Source organism: Geodermatophilus sp. SYSU D00525 (assembly GCF_054050475.1).
This window is the reverse complement of sequence record NZ_JBJGZK010000003.1, coordinates 77,118-93,047: the sequence shown is the minus strand read 5'-3', so window position 1 is coordinate 93,047 and position 15,930 is coordinate 77,118. Positions and strand designations below refer to the sequence as shown.

The 15,930-nt window shown below is 66.6% G+C and carries 5 protein-coding genes; all 5 read right to left on the bottom strand.

What is annotated here, in order from left to right:
• Positions 1 to 2: 2 nt before the first annotated feature.
• Positions 3 to 1,340 carry a BREX system ATP-binding protein BrxD gene (gene brxD / locus ACI796_RS03775; RefSeq protein ID WP_456939931.1) on the bottom strand — a complete coding sequence of 446 codons (1,338 nt, stop codon included), beginning with the start codon at positions 1,338 to 1,340 and terminating at the stop codon, positions 3 to 5.
• On the bottom strand, positions 1,340 to 4,039 hold the full coding sequence (gene pglZ, locus ACI796_RS03770; protein ID WP_456939930.1) for a BREX-2 system phosphatase PglZ: 2,700 nt from the start codon (positions 4,037 to 4,039) through the stop codon (positions 1,340 to 1,342). The genes brxD and pglZ overlap by 1 nt, the downstream gene beginning before the upstream one ends.
• A complete protein-coding gene (locus ACI796_RS03765; protein ID WP_456939929.1) occupies positions 4,036 to 7,875 on the bottom strand; it encodes a DUF6079 family protein in 3,840 nt (1,279 codons plus the stop codon). Before ACI796_RS03765 ends, pglZ begins: the two co-directional genes overlap by 4 nt.
• A gap of 64 nt (positions 7,876 to 7,939) precedes the next feature.
• Positions 7,940 to 11,533 carry a BREX-2 system adenine-specific DNA-methyltransferase PglX gene (pglX, locus tag ACI796_RS03760; protein WP_456939928.1) on the bottom strand — a complete coding sequence of 1,198 codons (3,594 nt, stop codon included), beginning with the start codon at positions 11,531 to 11,533 and terminating at the stop codon, positions 7,940 to 7,942.
• The gene (gene pglW / locus ACI796_RS03755) at positions 11,530 to 15,702 is read right to left on the bottom strand and encodes a BREX system serine/threonine kinase PglW (RefSeq protein ID WP_456939927.1); all 4,173 of its coding nucleotides are present in this window, start codon (positions 15,700 to 15,702) and stop codon (positions 11,530 to 11,532) included. Before pglW ends, pglX begins: the two co-directional genes overlap by 4 nt.
• Positions 15,703 to 15,930: the final 228 nt, after the last annotated feature.

The window sequence follows — 15,930 nt, the reverse complement described above, 5'->3', positions numbered from 1 at the left end:
TGCTAGAAGCCGAGGTCGACGTCGTCGACCGAGGACGCGGCGCGCAGGTTCCCCCTGGTCTGCGCCTCGCGCTCGACGTCGCTCAACTCGGACACGCTCACGGTGAGCTGGTAGTCCCTGCGCGGGTCGAAGTCCGGGAATTGGTCCACGCGGTCAAGGACGTCGGCGACGAGCTTCTTGAGGAAAACACGGGGCGCCACTCCGGTTCGGCCGCCCAACTCTCCAGTGACTGCGCCGGCGAGGTCGGAGATGTAGGCGTGGTCGACGACGGCGTGGATGCGCTCGGGGTCACCGCTCCCAGCGGCGTAGATGTCCCGAACACGACTGCCGAGCTCAACCAGCGACTCGCTCGTGAACCCCTGCAGACGGATCTGCGGTGCGCGCGGGTTGTCGAAGCGAGCGTCCGTCGCGAAGTCTGTCTGCAGTCGCTGGGCAAGCGGCGCAAGGCGCTGCACGCCCTGCTGGCCGTCGTAGAAGGCGGGCGTACCGGTCATCAGCAGGTACAAGCCCGGGAACCGCCCACTGTCGACCTCATCCATGAGTTGGCGCAGTGCATTGAGCGACTTCTCGCGAACGTCGGAGCGCATGCGCTGGAGCGTCTCGACCTCATCCAGGACGAGGACGAGCCCCGCGTAGTCAGAGTCACGCAGGACAGTCAGCAGCCCTTGGAGAAAGCCCAGAGCGCCAAAGTGGTCGAGTTCCCCTCGGACGCCGGCAGACCGTCGAGCGCTGGCTGAGACGTGCGGCTGGCCCCCAAGCCACGCCAGCAACGCATCAGCTTCGGCGTTCTGCCCGGTCGAGCTCATCTGCCGGTACGCACGGAGTGCCATCGCGAACGCGGGCGCCTCCTTCGAAACCGCGGCGAGGCGCTTTTCCATGAGCTCGTCAGTACGGCGTTCGACGTCCGCGGATGCAACAGGACCGGCGGCCTGAACGTCTTGTCCGAGTACGTACAGCCACCCGTCGACGACGTCGCTCAACGCGCCGGTGGGAACCCCTGGCGTCGAAAGGTTTTCAACTATGCGTCGATACACCTTCTCCAGCTTGTACAACGGTGTCTCGGTCTCGGAGATCTGGATCTCGGCCGTCGCGAAGTTCCTCTTCTTCGCCCGTTCGGTCAGCCAACGAGAGAAGAACGTCTTGCCGGATCCGTAGTCGCCCCGCACTGCCTTGAACTGCGCTGCGCCTTGCTTGACGGCATCGAGCTCGTCATCGATCGAGGTCTCGAACTTGCCTAGCCCCACCGCCATGACATCAAGCCCTTGCTGCGGCACCGTGCCCCTGCGCAGAGCGTCGATGATCTCCCTGCGCCGGCGTGGGCTGATCGCAACGTCCGTCATCACGCCACCTCGAACTGATCCTTCAGCAGCTCGAGGTCGAGCCGCAGGGTCTCACCGTCACTGTCGACGGAGAGGATGTCGTACCCCTCGACGTTCAGGACGCGCTTGACGACTGCGAGCCCCTGCCCGATAGCTGCGGACGGCAGGCCCGCTGCCGAGGCCACCGTGTCCTGGTGCGCCCGCCCGCCACGGTCGACGAGTGCACGCAGCACGTTCTCCACCAGTGACCCAGCCCCAGCGGCGGCACGACCTGCCAGCCTGAGTTGGTCGGAATAGACAGGAGAAGCAAGCAGCCGCACCACCAGATCGCGTGAGCCGCTCGCAGGCACCTCGACCTCAAGCTCCGCTGAACCAAAGCCGACGTCGAAGAGAGTGGGTGCAGCGTTGTCCACTACAGCAGCCTTACGGGTCTTCTTCACCGGCGCCGCCGCCGCAGGTACGACCTCGGCCCCGACGACCGGGTCATTCCACCAGGCTGGCGCCTGCGGAGGCGCCGGCTCCCAACCGTTAGGTGCCGACTGGGCCAACGACCGCTGGTACAGCAGCACCGGCACCGTTAGTTCGGCCAGCGACGCACCGCCGTGGTAGCCGGCCCGGGCTGCTCCGTACCTCACGTCCTCGCGCCACAGCATGACGACCTGGCCGTCGTCGAGCGCGACGCGCGGCCCGCGTACCAGCACCTCGCCTTGCTGCACGGGACCAGACGGCACCGACCGCCAGCGCGCGTCTCCGCCCGGAACCGCGGGACGCATCTGGGTGTCCCGCTCGATGACATGACCGTGGTCGGAGGTGAGCACGACGGCGCGGCCGGCAATCGACGCCGCGTTGAGCAGCGCCCGCAGCGGATCTAGATCCGCCATGGTCCACGGCTGAGTTCGCTCGTTCTTGTGCGTCGCGTCGTCGATAGCGTTGATGACCACGCCGACGACAGGGACGGCCGGATCGGAGATCGCGGCAGCCACGTCATCTGCGAGCTGAGCGCCTCCCCTGGCCCGCAACTCGCCTTTGTGGAACACGCGGGCACCGGGGAAAGCCACGGCGAGGCCAGTCTTCTCCGTCGCGGAGTTCCCATTACGGATTTCACCGCAGAACAAGCTCGTTCTCGACACCCCGGTCATCGACGGCAGGGCGGCCACTGCCGCGAGCCGACGCTTGGTGGCGGCCGGGACCCATTCGACGAGCCCGGAGCGCCCCACCTCGCTGGCGAGGTCGACCGCGACAGCGCCGCTCATGCCGTCCAGGACCACCAGCAGCACGCCGCCCTGGGACCTCCACGGGTCGACGACTGCACGAAGAACGTCCTCAATTCCGAGGACCCCGTTGCCCAGCCGCTCCGCAGGCGAACGTTCGATCGTCGACTCCGCCAGGTGCGATGCAGTCCCTTCATCGCGCGAACGGCGCCGGGCGTGCACGCGCTCGATCAGCCGGCCGTAAGCGGCGCCCACCTCGGAGTCGGAGGAACCACTCCACAGCACGCTGAGGGCAGCGTCTACCCAGGCGCCATCGTCGAGCTGCCGCTGCAGGTCCTGGCCAAGACCGTGTGACACTGCCTCCGGCGTCGCGAGCCAGCGGGAGAGCCGCACGGCCATCCGCGGTGCCAAGTCCTGCTCCGCAAGCCGCGCCTCGCGATGGTCGAGCACCGCAGCAAGCGCCTCTTCGACGCCTGAGCCGTTGTCGAGCGCCTGCCCGAGGTTTCGAAGCCGCGCGGTGAACCCGGGGCGCAATATCACCGACCGCTCGGCGCCGGCCGGCCAGCCCAGGTTGTCGCGCAGCAGCGCCTCGGCCTGATCGAGGACGACGCCCAGCCGGCCCTCCGGATCGCCTTCCCTCGACAGCCGAAGGACCGCGGACACCGACGCGTCGGCGATCTCCCGCGCCTGCAGCGGTGTGACAGACCCGCCTCTCACATAGCGCTCGAGCAAGCGGGTACGCGCCGCAACCTGCGCCTCGGTGAGGTCTCCGGCAGGTTCGGGCCACAAGACGTCGATGGCCAGTCCGAGCGCCAGAGGTTTGACGAGCCCGCCCGGGCCGCCGGTCGTGCGCAACGCGAACGCGGCGGCGGTGCCGTACTGCTGCTCTGCCCACCCGATCAGGTGTTCCTGAAGCGCCGCATTCACCGCAGACCAGGACGAGCGGGATCCGTTGCTCAGAGCGGTGAGGATCGTGACGCCATCGAGGCCGCCCGGGTTGATCTCGAGAAGGTGTGCGAGCAAGCCGCCGATCGCGTGATCGGCGGTCACGGCGAGATCGGTCGACGGCGCCCATCCCTCCGCAGGCTCGTGGTCGAGCAGCGCGGTGGCCGCCCAGTCCAGTCGGCGCAACTCGCGGCTCACTTCCCGTGCTGCGCCGAACAGCGAGGGCACGCTTCCCCACTCGTCGGGGTCTTCGACCTGCTGTCGGTAGGCCCGAGCGAGCACGGTGTCGCCGAGATCGGAGCGTGGCCGGTCAGTGAGCACCACGAGGTACTCGTCCTCGGCCTGGGCGGCGTAGGCATCGAGGATGGCGAGCTGGGAGATGCCCTCGACCACTCGAACGTGCTGACCGTCGATCGTCAAGTCCCCACCGGGCCAGCGCGGTTGGGCGCGCAGTACGAGCACGCGCGAGTCGCCGCCCTTGGCGATGAGCTCGGCGGCGCGCGAGCGCACGAGCGCCTCGGAGACGGCGACGGTGCGGGTCGCCTCGGTTGGGGCGCTCGTCACTCCCACCTCCAGCTGACCCTGAGCGTCTTGCCTTCCACCGGGTTGGCCAGCTCCTTGACGATCGTCTGTCCGATCTCCTGAATCTCGACGGCGCGCGAGACGATCTGACTCTTCTCCGATAGCCGGGCTCGTTCACGCTCTTCAAGCTCCAGGCGGATGCGGTCGAGCTCGGCCTTCTGCCGGGCGATCTCCGCGTCGCGTTCGGCCTGCTCCCGTCGCTTGGCCTCGATCTCATCTTGCTGCCTCGCGTATTCGGCCTCCCGCGCTGCCCGCTCTTCGGCGGCCCTGCGTTGGGCCTCCTCGCGCAGTCGACGAGCCTCCTCCGCCGCCTCGAGGCGCGCTTCCTCCTCCCGACGACGACGCTCGACCTCATCCGGATCGACGGCGATGATCTCGAGTGCCTCGTTCGCCGCGGTGTCCAGCGCGGGCTTGAGCGGCGCGTGCAGTTCGGCCTGTCGCGCGACTTCGCGCAGCGCGGTGAGCGCTCGCGCCGCGCGATCGCCACCCAGCGTAGGCAGCCGGTCGATCAGGCTCCAGTTCGCCCCCCGGAGAGCGGCGACGACGTCACCGGATGCAGCGATAGAGCGGCCGATGGGCTGGGCCTCGGCGGGGAGACCAAACTGGGCAAGCGCCTCGATCGTTGCCACCGGACCATCGGCCCTGACGATCACGTCAATCAGGTCCCGACCGCGGGACGACGTCTGCCAACGCGGCGAGGTCTCCTCCAGCCCCAGAGTCTCGCGATGCGCGGTCAGCTCCGCCACGACGTCCGTCGTCGTGCGGAGCAGCTGGCGCGCATTGGCAAGAACCGCGTCGCCGACGCGCTGGACGGCGGCGGTGGACAGGTGGTACTCGTCGGCCCCCACGCCGAACAGCGCCTTGGCGCGGGTGAGCGCGAGCTGCCACTCCTTCTCGGAGGGCAGCACGGGCTCGCGCAGCAGCATCTCCGGAGCCAGCGAACCGATACCTGGCTCAGACGTGCGGGCGCCGGCGCGGTACCACTCGCGGTCGGCGATCTTCGCCCACGCCAGGACCAACAAGTCCATGGTGTCGGTCGTCATGCCTCGCTCGAGCAGTACGCCCCGCAGCGCCCCGACCGTCACGTCCCCGGCGCCAGCCGCGCGCGTGAACTCGTCGAAGAACGCGAAGTGCTGGGCATCCAGCGCGTAGGTGGTCTCCCGCAGTGCGCCGACGCCGTAGGCGGTCACCACGCGCCGCACCCGGCTCCCGGTTGCTCGCTCCACATCGGCCAGACGACCACCGGCGTCCGCGGCCCTGCGCGCCAGCTCGAGCACGGAGTTCAGCTCCGACCGGCGGACCTCCTCGGCGCCCCGCTCGATCTCGGGGTGCTTGGGGAAGCGAGCGGTCAACGCGGAGCCAAGCACGCCCACGACGGCGTCACGCAACGTTGCGGCCGAGGGCTGCGTCGGCGTGAACCCGTCGGCCAAGGTGACGAAGTTGGTGCCGGCGACGAAGCTCCCGAGGTTCTCCTCGTTTCTGGCGTCAACGCCGTAGGCCTGGCGCAAGTAAGCGGCGAGTTGGTTGCGCAGGGAGTTGCGCTGGCTGGTCAGCTGTTGCCGGGCCGGCTCGCGGTGATCGACCGGCAGGCTGGCGGCGTACTGCTCGAAGCGCTCCCCCGTCAGCAGGTACTCGAGCTGGACGAGCTTGCCCACGTCCTCCATGCGCTGCGCCGTCAGGAAGTGCGGCACCCAGGCGATGGTGTCCGAAACGACGCCGTCCTGCTTGAGCTCGAAGATCCGCGTCACGTCGTCCGACGGTCCACGATCCTCAAGGTCGTCGAACGGGAAGTCGACGACGAGCTTCCACCGCCCGTCGGCCGCCTTCAGCGCCTCCACCGGAAGGGCAGCCTTGTCCCGGATGTTGCCGAACACGACGTCGACCGTTCGCTTCTGGCCCCGCCAGACGTGGTCGAGCGTGTAGTCAGCGGCGTACGACCCTGTGGTGACAGCCTCAATCTCCCCCACGAGAGCGTCACGGATGAGCCTGCGTCGGTTCGCGTAGGAGTCCTCTTGGGTGACGTGCGCGAGGATCGCGTCGAAGTCGACACCGGACAACTGCAGCGTGATGACCGGGTCTGCGGTCGAGCCGACAGTGACCTCGGAGAACTTGGCTTGCCACTCGGTGGCCAAGGTGACGACCTGGGCGGACACGTTCCCGCCGAACATCGACACGACGCTGCCGAAGTTCAGCGCTGCGAGCTTGGAGGCGGTCAGATCCTTCAGCGAGGTGGCTCCTGGCGCGATCGCCGCCACGAGAAGGGTCTTGGCCAGCCGGTCCTCACGGCGGAAAGGGTGGCTGCGGCCGAGGCTTCGAGCGTCGGCTTCGCTGACGTGGTGTCTCTCCAGCAGGTAGGGGCGCATCTTGCCCCGGTAGAACGAGGCGGCCGCCTCGAAAACCTTGACCATGTCCTCGGTCAGCGGCTTGGCATCTCCGAGGACGACGACGTCGAAAAGATCGCCGACCGGGATCACGTCTCCGACGGTCAGCTCGTCGCGCCCGCGGTATAGCAGCTCGCTCATGATCTTCAGCGCGGTGCGCTCGCGCTGCATGATGGCTGACAGCGCGACCATTGCATCTACCAGCGCCGGCGAGAACGGGTACACCTTCTCGAAGTCGACGGCGCCCGACCCTGCCGCATCCGTGAGCAGGTGTTTCCAGTCCGTCGGGTTCGCCCGTACGCGGGCGACGGCAGTGGCCAGGGCTGTCTTGCCTGTGTCCGACGTCGGGGTAAGCAGGCGCTTGTTGACGATCTCCGGAAGGTCGGCAGCTGCAAGGGTGATCTTGTCGAAACGGTCTTCCCACCACTGGAACGAGTCCTCGAGCGCGACCTGCTCGGCGCCGACGTTGCCGCCGCCGAGGAACTCCTTCAGTGCTCGTTGCCGGGCGACGAACGAGATCATCGGGATGGCCATCTGCCCCGAGCCGGTCTCGACGAGCTTGGCGACCTTCGACGTCTCGTTCTGGATGAACGCCGAGTCCCGCAGGTGGTTGGCCAGCCACAGCACGAGTTCATCGAGGAACAGGACCAGGCCGTCGTACCCCAGACCCTTGGCGTGGGCGGTCAAGATGCGAAGCCCCTGATCGATGGGCAGCCAGGATGACGTGGAGGTGTAGGCCGGGAAGTACGTCTCCACCAACGTGGCCGCCACCGCTTGCCGGTCGCGCTCGCTGGCGGTGCCGTCAGCGGCAGCATCGAGGTCGGCTGCAGTCAGGCCGCCCGCGCTCAGGCCGCCGAGCACGGGATCGAAGTCGGCAGCAAATTTCGAGAAGAAGAGCTCGTTGCCGATCTGCGCGCGCAGATCTTGGGCGTTCTGGAACAGCAGGTCGCTCTGGTGGAGGACCGGGGCGGCTGCCTCCGGGTGCTTCGCCTTGACGGTGTTGATGTACCCCGAGAACAAGGCGGCCTCGAAGGATTCCGCGCCGATGAGGTGGTAGTCGACGGCTAAGAACTTCCGAGACAAGACATCTGCATGCTCGGCGACAACGGCCTGTAGCCCTTCAAGCGCTCGCGCGTGTCGATTTCCGGTGAGCAGCAGGTGCAGTACCGCCATGTAGTGCGACTTACCTGCACCGAATGAGCCGTGGATGAACGCGCCTTTGGCGTTGCCCCGAGTGAGGGCCGAGTTCACCAGGGTGAGGCCCTCGTCGAATGCTTCGGCGATCTTCTCCGTGACGACGTAGTCCTTGAGGGTCTGCTCGGCGGCAGGGACGCCCTCATGGATGCGCATGACGAAGTCGTCGTCGTGGACGGCCTCTGGTACGTGGATCGCGTCGCGCAGCAACATCGCCAGGTTGCCTGCGGTGGGGGTGCTCATCAGTGCGAACTTCCGATCATCAGGTATCTCGGGTTGCATCGACTTCGGCGTCTGGAGGGCGCTATCAAGCCTGGGGGCGTCGCCCTCGCGCTGCCGCCGGCGGACGCCACGCGTTCACGTCGTCGCGCGTCATCTGTAGCTGCGCCAGGAATTGGTCGATCTGGCTGGTGACTGCTCGCGCCGCGCTGGATCCGAACTCCGGTTCAAGCTCGGTGTGCCACTGGTGCAGCCACGGCTCCAGCTCGACGAGCCCAGCAATCAGGGGTACGAGCGCTTCGAGCGGGACGCCGAGGGCCTGCTGGTTCATAACCTCGCGGACCAGCGCGACCGCCTGATCGCGGTGGTTCCAGCCTGCCCAACCAAGGACGGGGCTCTTGTCGCCTTCGCGGCCGACCCCCGGATAGAGCACGAAACGCTCCTTGGGCACGTCCAGCTTGCCGCGCGCCTTCCAGTACTCGGCCTTCTGGAAGTCTGGCGTCGAATACCTCGGCGGAACCTGGATCGTGACCTTCTCCCCGGAATCCTCGCGTCGCTGAAGTTCCCAGACCCCCTGCCACTCACGGAACTTTTCCAGCCCCGAAAGCTTGTACCGATAGGCAGCGAGATAGGGCACCGCTTCGGTCAGCGCCAGGGAGCCGATCACTGCCACGAGATCTGGTTCTTGGTTGCCGGCCAGCTCGCGTGCCAATTCATTCAGGAGCTCATCGTTACGCAGTAGATCAGCGAGCTGCACCACTGAGCGCGTGCTGGGCCCTTGGTGGTCACGCCACAGCTCCGCGTCCTCAAGACGGTCCAGAATCGCCGTCTCCAGCGCCTCCCGGAGCTGCTTGCCCCATGGAGCAATCGCCCACCGACGCTTGTACTCTGGACGCTCGAGCAGCCCAATGCTCCGGTCCGACGCCATAAGCGCAAGCCGCTTCTCCACGAGGGCCCGATAGTCCTCAGGCCACTCCGTCGGCAATGCATACGTCGGGGTCGAGCCATGCCGCTCGAACCAGGCAGCGCCCTCTTCGCCACCCTCGATACGTCGCGCTAACGCGACCTCGAAGGGGCGCTGCCCAAGGCGGATCGCGTCAACCGACGAACCCTCATAGGTCATCGGCTCGTCCACGAGGCCATAGAGCGCGTAGGTCTCCCAGTCGAGCTCCTCCTGCTCGAAAACGAGACGTTCACGCAACCTCGACCACTCCTCATGAGCCCGAGCCAGCGCACCCACGAGGACCCTCGGAATACCGGCCCTTCCCCAATCGGCGACCACTGCACGAGGCGTCACACGTACGAGTGCCTGTGCTAGATCGTCGATGACTGTCCCTCGCTCCCTTGGGAGCTCCGGCGGCAGCGGAAACTGTCTCACCTTGGTGCCATTGAACTGGTAGAAGTCCTCCCAGGGGACCGTCGTCTGACGGGCGCCGTTGGAGTCAACCGTCGAACCCTTGTTGTGCGCTACCTGCTTGAGCCAGAAACACGCCACGGAGCTATTTAGCAGGCCCATCAACTCGACGTACTGCGCCTCAGTTGATCCATCCGGCATCTTAATCACGGGCGCTGTTTGCTTGAATACCTTCCCACCTCGGTCGAGCACGAAGTGATTGTGCGTGGCCACTTCCGCGAACGAGAGCGCCAGAGCAGATCGATGACGCGATGCGAAAAACATCGCGTGGTCGAACCACCGCTTGCCACGCTCTTCGGGACGCTGCCCGAAGTAGAGGCGACTTGAGAGATTGGCTCGGTATCGCCAGAACCAACGCGCGAGTGGAATCGAGGGCTCCAGCAGTTGACCGTTGATCCTGTTTGGCAGCACACTGTGGTCCGTCGCCGCGATCGAATAGTCGCGGACTTGGTCCCCCTCTACGAGCACCGGGCTCCACTCTTCCCACGCGAGACGACGCGTGACCTGCTGTGGAAGGACGTAGACATCGTCTTCTCCAGTCAGATCGGTCATGCCGATGTCGACATTGAGATCGCTCAACGTCCGACCGTTCGCACGCTCTACCAGCATTTTTAGATCCGCTGCGCCACCGCCGGTTAGTGACCATGGATGCGTGGACAAGACCTCGCGCTGAAGGTCAGTGACGCTGACGTACGCGCCGTTGAAGTCTGCCTCATCAACGTGCTCGACGATTTCCGTCCACACAAGGCCCTTTGCTGGGTTCCCTGGCGTGCCGGGCTCGCCACGAACACCGAGAACTGCCCGAACCGCTCTCGCGACGGGCCGGCGTCTCCGTCCGACGAGGATGACGGTCGGCGTGCCATGCCCCGGGATGTAAGCGCCCGAAGTATCGATCACCTGTGTCAGATCGACAGGATTACCGAGGTGGCGTCCCGCGAAGAGGTCCTCGATGAGCTTCTTGCCGAATTCACGTTTCATGAACGAGTTTGACGTAATCTGTCCGACGTGCCCCGCACCCTGCCCCGATCCTCCCTTGAATGCGAGGCGGAAGAACAGCTCCATAAAAGGCACAGACAGTGCGTACTTGCCAGAGGCCGTCGAATAGGCCGTTCGGTAAACCTCGTTGAGCTTCTTGTCCTTGACCGTGATGTAGGGCGGGTTGCCAACAACCACGTGGTAGCTGCCTGGCTTGAGGATGGCGCCGTACTCGCGGAGGTCCTCGGTGGCATAGGTGTATGGGTCGTCGCCAAAGAGCCCTTCGGCCACTCCCTGCTCGCCAAGTAGCGAGTCACCGATGGCCAGGCGAAATCCAAGCTCCTCCACACCGACCAGCGACTTCTCCCCCGCGGCGAGGATGCCAGCAACAGTTAGGCGGAAGCGGGCGATCGCGACAGCGAACGGGTTGAGGTCGACCCCGTGGATTGACTCCATCGCCTGACGCACGCGTTGCTTGGGATCCATCCCTGGCGCCTCGACGGCCCACTGCCGATTGAGGCGCTCGAACGCGCCCAACAGGAAGTGGCCGGATCCGCAGGTCGGGTCGATGAGCTTCAGCCCGTCTATGCCGAACTCGGCGATCGCAGGTGTCAGCGTTCTGTCGAGGATGAACTCCTCGACGAATACCGGCGTCTGCAACAGCGCATAGGTCTTCTTCGCGTGCTCGGACAGGTCCTGGTAGAGGTCTCCGAGGAAGCGGGTGCCCAGGTCTGGGTCGGTGAAGTCATGCACCAGCGCGCCGCCGTCGTCCGTACGCCGCCAGAAGTCGACCAGGCCCTTCGCGGACTCGGCGCTGATCTCGGCCGTCCAGATCGGGTTGTGCTTTGGGTCGACGAGAGCCGCTCCGGCAGGCTGAGTGGCCAGCACGCGGAAGGACTGCTGGAGCCAGTCGCGGTCGTGGTGGCTGGTGTTCACCCGGAAGTAGGCGGTTTGGTTCTCCCGCGCCCGGACGGTGCGGTCACCAGGTCCGGCGATCCAGCCCACAGCAACAGGCAAGCCGTCCAGAGTGGCCCCCGCCAGCAGGTCGTTGTCCTCGCAGAACCGAACGAACGTCGTCGCCACGATCCAAGCCACTGCCGCCTGATCGACCTCGTTGTCCCGCCACACGCTCCATGACAGACCAGTGCGCTCACGCCGCAGCGCTTCGGCGTAGTCCCGCTTGAGGGCGCCGCCCCACGTGGTGGCGGGGTCGTCCGCGCGCTCCTTGAGGTCCGCCTGCAGGACCCGTAGCTGGACCTTCAGGTCGGCGAGGAGGGCAGAAGAGTCGATCATGCAGGGTCTCCAGAAGTGGTGCGCTTGAGTTCAGGGCTCTCATCGTCGGCGAGCTGGGCCAGGTCACGGGGGAGATCAATCCAGCCACTTGGCCCTAGGGGTACCGACCGACCTTCCAGGAGCGGGGCGCGAGCGTCGCCGGCCTTGGCAACGAGCAGCCAGCGTGCGGCCGGCCTCTTGGTGCCTGTGTCGAGCAGCGTCGCAAGTAAGGACGTCATGCCGTAGCGCACCAGCGGGCCGGCGTTTGTCAACAGCAGCGGTCGGTGCGAGCCGAGGCGTTCGGTCCAGACTGGTTCGACCGACCTCTGGACGACCCCTTCAAGTGCCTTCCACTGCTTGCTTTCCCGGTCCAGGGCGTCATAGCCGAGCAGACCGCTCCACATGCCACCTGCCATCTCGATCTGCTCTTTGGTCGCGGAAACGACAACTGCAGCGACATCGAGCACATCGATGTCGAACTTCGAGGCGAGCGTCTTGGAGGCGGCCACGTACCGCTTGGGCGCCACGGTGAGAGTGAGCGCAGAACGCCGGGTGAGCGAGTCAGCGAGCTTGCGCGCCACCTCGGCAGCAGGGGTGGGCGCGAAGTGGGTTTTCGAGACCGTGCCCGTGCTGTACAGCGCCGTGCTCTTGGGGGCGTAGATCCCATTCCGGTTGACCAGTTCGGGGTACAGCTCGCGCATGAGTGCGTCGAGCCGACCGCTCTTCGGCAGTGGCTCGGCCAGGTGCGGGAACCGAGCACTGAGGGTCCGCTGCACCGCTGATCGACTGATGGTGCGCCCCGGCTTCCCACGAATCGCGTGCTCCAACGCCACCTTCACAGGCAACGCGCGCGGGTACAGCTCCTGGAAGCCGGACACGGCCGCCGTCTGACTCACGGCCGCAGCCAGACGCACCAAGCGCGGGTCGGTCACCTGCCACTGACCGGCGCCGTCGAGCTGCCTAACCACCTCGCGGAGCTTGGTGACGGCCGTGCTAGCCGTGACGACGCCACTGACGACCAAGTCGTCGGCCCGGCTGCCGAGTTCGCCCGCCAGGTCAGCGAGCAGGTCCGCGGGTGGGACTGAGTCACCGTCGTCCTCGACGGCTGCGTTCTTGGTCAGCATGAGGAGGTCGCCCCTCGCCGCCGCACGGCGGCGCAAGGCAAAGGCAGGATGCATCTCGCGGGCATCGAGCTCGAGGACGGCTCGCACAAGCGCCGTGCCGTACGTCGCGCGTTCGGTGCCGTTGAGCGTGGAGCCGCGCAGGGTCACGAGAGCGGCGACCGCCTCAGGAACCGTCATGACGCGTCCGGCACTTGCCAGGATGCCGATCAGCTCGCCGCGCGCGGCGCAGAACGGCTTGTTCTTCGACCATTCGGCAACGGCATCCTCGAGCATGCTGCTGACGCGTCCGCGGTCCACCTGGAAGCTCGCCGCGATCTCGGCGACCGTCGGCCACGGGGCGCCGTCGCCAAGAGCGAGAAGGCCCCGTGCGAGCGGCTGGTCCGCGGGAGGAAGCATCTCGAGCAAGTTCTCGACCACGCGATCTACGCCGAGCGCGACCTCGAGGCCCGGAGGAGCTTCCGTGGGGCGCAAGGCGGTGCGCCACTGGGTGATGCGCCCCTGGATTTCCTTGCGGTACTTCTCCCCCAAGCCCCGGATGCCGTTGATTTTGACCGGATGCACGCCGAGGACATCGCCCACCGTGACGACGCCGTCCAGTCGGCGCAGCGCCGAGAGTGCGTGCGCCGACAGGCCGGACTGCTCCAACGGGGTCTCCAGAGTCACCTTTGAGGCGAGCTCGTCGTCCTTCTGCCGAGCGTCGGCGTCCAGGGCGAGGCTTGCGAAGACGTCGCCCCAGGCGCGCAGCAGGTCCTCGACATTCCCGAACCGCTCCTTGACATCCGGCGACAGTGCCTTGCGGAACAGTTCGGTGAGAGGAGCGCCGACGGCGGGATCGAAGGAGGTTGGCTCTACCACCGGACGGTCGGTTGCATTGGCGGGGGCGCTTGCACCATTGGGCCACCAGGGCAGCACGCCGGTTGCCATCTCGAACAGCGTCGCCGAGACGGCCCAGAGCTCGGCTGCCCGGTCGTAGCGGGTGCGGCGCCCCTTGCCCAGGTACGGGTCGAGGTACCCCGGCGTTCCCGACGTGACATTCTCAAGTGCCTCGCGGGCCAGTGAGAAGTCGAACAGGGTCAGGTGAGGCTTGCGGTATTGCGGGTCGGGCGCGATCCCGAGGTTCGCGGGCTTGATATCCCGATGGAAGACGCCCTTGACGTCGACCAGGTAGGCCATGGCTTCCAGCAGGTCGGTGCCCCAGCGCTGCAATTGCTCCAGGGTCGACTGGCCCTCCTTGACGAGGCGTGTCGCGAGGGTTTCCTTGCCTGCATCGGACATGAGCAGGACACGTCGGCCACCGAGCTCGAGCGCCTCGACGAACCGGACGATGCGCGGATGGTCAAGCCCGGCGAGGACCTCTGCCTCGACGTCGAGTCGGCGTCCGGCAGCCTCGTCGCGCGCGACCTTGAGGATCAGCTCCTTGTCGTCCGGCGTGTCGCCATCCAGAACGGCGAAGGCAACGCCCGACGACCCCTCGCCACGACGCCCCTCGACAAGGAACCGCCCGCTGATCATGTCGGCGGTCTGGGCGTCGAGCGGATCCTCGATCTCGACCGGCGGGGCCTGCTCGTCGGGTCGGCGCACCTCATCCCACGCCATCCGGAACAGCGCCAGCGCGTCTTCCACCGAGGCGGGTCGATCGGCCTCGGCGACGGCGGTCAAGTCGCATACGACCTCGGCCAGGCCGTCCGGCAGGGCTGCTGTCACCGCGCGGGGATCGAAGCGACCGGCTCGCTCCTGGAGCGCCTGGACCTCGGCGATCGTCGTCGCCGGCGCCTTGCCCGTGAGGATGAGAAAGGCGAGGGCGCCGAATCCGAAGACGTCCAACGGCGCGCCTGGGACGTCGGTGAGCGAATGGCGCGCTTCGGGGGCAAGCCACACCAGGTCGTCCGCCCCCGCGACCCCGAGCAGATCTGTCACGCCACGGCTGATCACGGTCCAACGCGTCGAGGAGGCCGTTTCACGGTCTTTCTGCGCCGAGTACCAGTCGCGCACCTCGAGGCGGGGCGCACCCGATGCACGACGCACCCACACCCGGTGAGGAGAGAGGGCCCGGTGGAAGAGATGACGGTTGTGCGCAAACCGGAGGATGTCCCCGAGCTGCTCAACCATCGCGACGCGATCGTCGAGCGTGAGGCTGACGCCCTCGTCGGCGAGGAACGCGTCGAGCGGCCGCTCAGCGTCCTGGTACTCGAACACGAGAGCGGGACCGTCGTCGGTCACCAAGAACTGCTGGGGCACCGCGATGCCCTCATGGCGGATGCCGAACGTCAACTGGTACTCGCGCTGTGCGAGCTGCTCGATGCGCTTGCGTTCCGACGCCGATGCCTTGGGCGGCACGTCGTACAGGCGGAGTCGTTGCTTGATCTTGGGCAGGTTGGGGTGCGTGACAACGACGTCCTGCCAGTCGACGCCCTCGGCCACTGGGTCGGACTCAGCCACCGCGAAGTCGCCGACCATCCGCGTCTTCGGCGTTGGACGGAAGTCTGCCTTGTCGCACAGGCGGCGCACGAGCTGAGCACGCTGCGGGTCGATCGCATCCCTCGGATTCGCCGGGGGCGTCGCCAGGAACTCGCTCAACCGCTGCAGCGGAGGCTTGGACGTGACTTCGTAGGTATCGAGCTTCAGGACACCGGCACGACCAGAGGAGTCGACGTCGAACGTGGATCCCTGACCGTGCATGACGATGAGCGCATTGACCCAAGGCACAGCCCGTTCCATCTGCTCGCCCGACGCGTACGACTTGAGCAGCGACGCGAGACGCTTGGCCTTGCGGTCGGTGACCACGAAAGGGTTCGGGTGCGTCTTGCCGGGCTGATGCCAGCGCTGCGAATTACCGGTGATGGTTCCGTGCCAGCCTTTGAGCTCGACGCAGAAGAGACCGACCGGTGTCAGCAGGAGGACGTCAACCTCGGCGGTGCGGTTGTTCGTGTCGATGAAGGTCAGGTTGACCCACGCCGTGGTGCGACCGTCTTCGGAGAGAACCTCGCGGAATGCCTCGAGCGCGGCGGCTTCCTCCGGCGTCGCGGGCGGGCCCATCACTTTCCAGTGGGGCGAGTCAGCCTTCATCGGGTGTTCGTTGCTCCTGAGGGTGCGACGTCAACATGCCTGTCGGCTAACGTACTGTGTACTTACTCTCTGTAGGCACATGGTCACGATTTCGAGGCAAGTGGGAGTCTACGGAGCCCCGGAGTCCCAGGGTTGCCCAGACTCTCCACGCCCGGTAAGCACCGACTTGCGCGATCGAGACTGCGAGCCAGGTGGTCTCCCCCACCGGGGGTCCCCGGCACGCGCCGC

Excerpts from the sequence above, each read along its gene's own strand:
- brxD (WP_456939931.1), bottom strand. The coding sequence starts at position 1,340 with ATGACGGACGTTGCGATCAGCCCACGCCGGCGCAGGGAGATCATCGAC.
- ACI796_RS03765 (WP_456939929.1), bottom strand. The coding sequence starts at position 7,875 with ATGAGCACCCCCACCGCAGGCAACCTGGCGATGTTGCTGCGCGACGCG.
- pglX (WP_456939928.1), bottom strand. The coding sequence starts at position 11,533 with ATGATCGACTCTTCTGCCCTCCTCGCCGACCTGAAGGTCCAGCTACGG.
- pglW (WP_456939927.1), bottom strand. The coding sequence starts at position 15,702 with ATGAAGGCTGACTCGCCCCACTGGAAAGTGATGGGCCCGCCCGCGACG.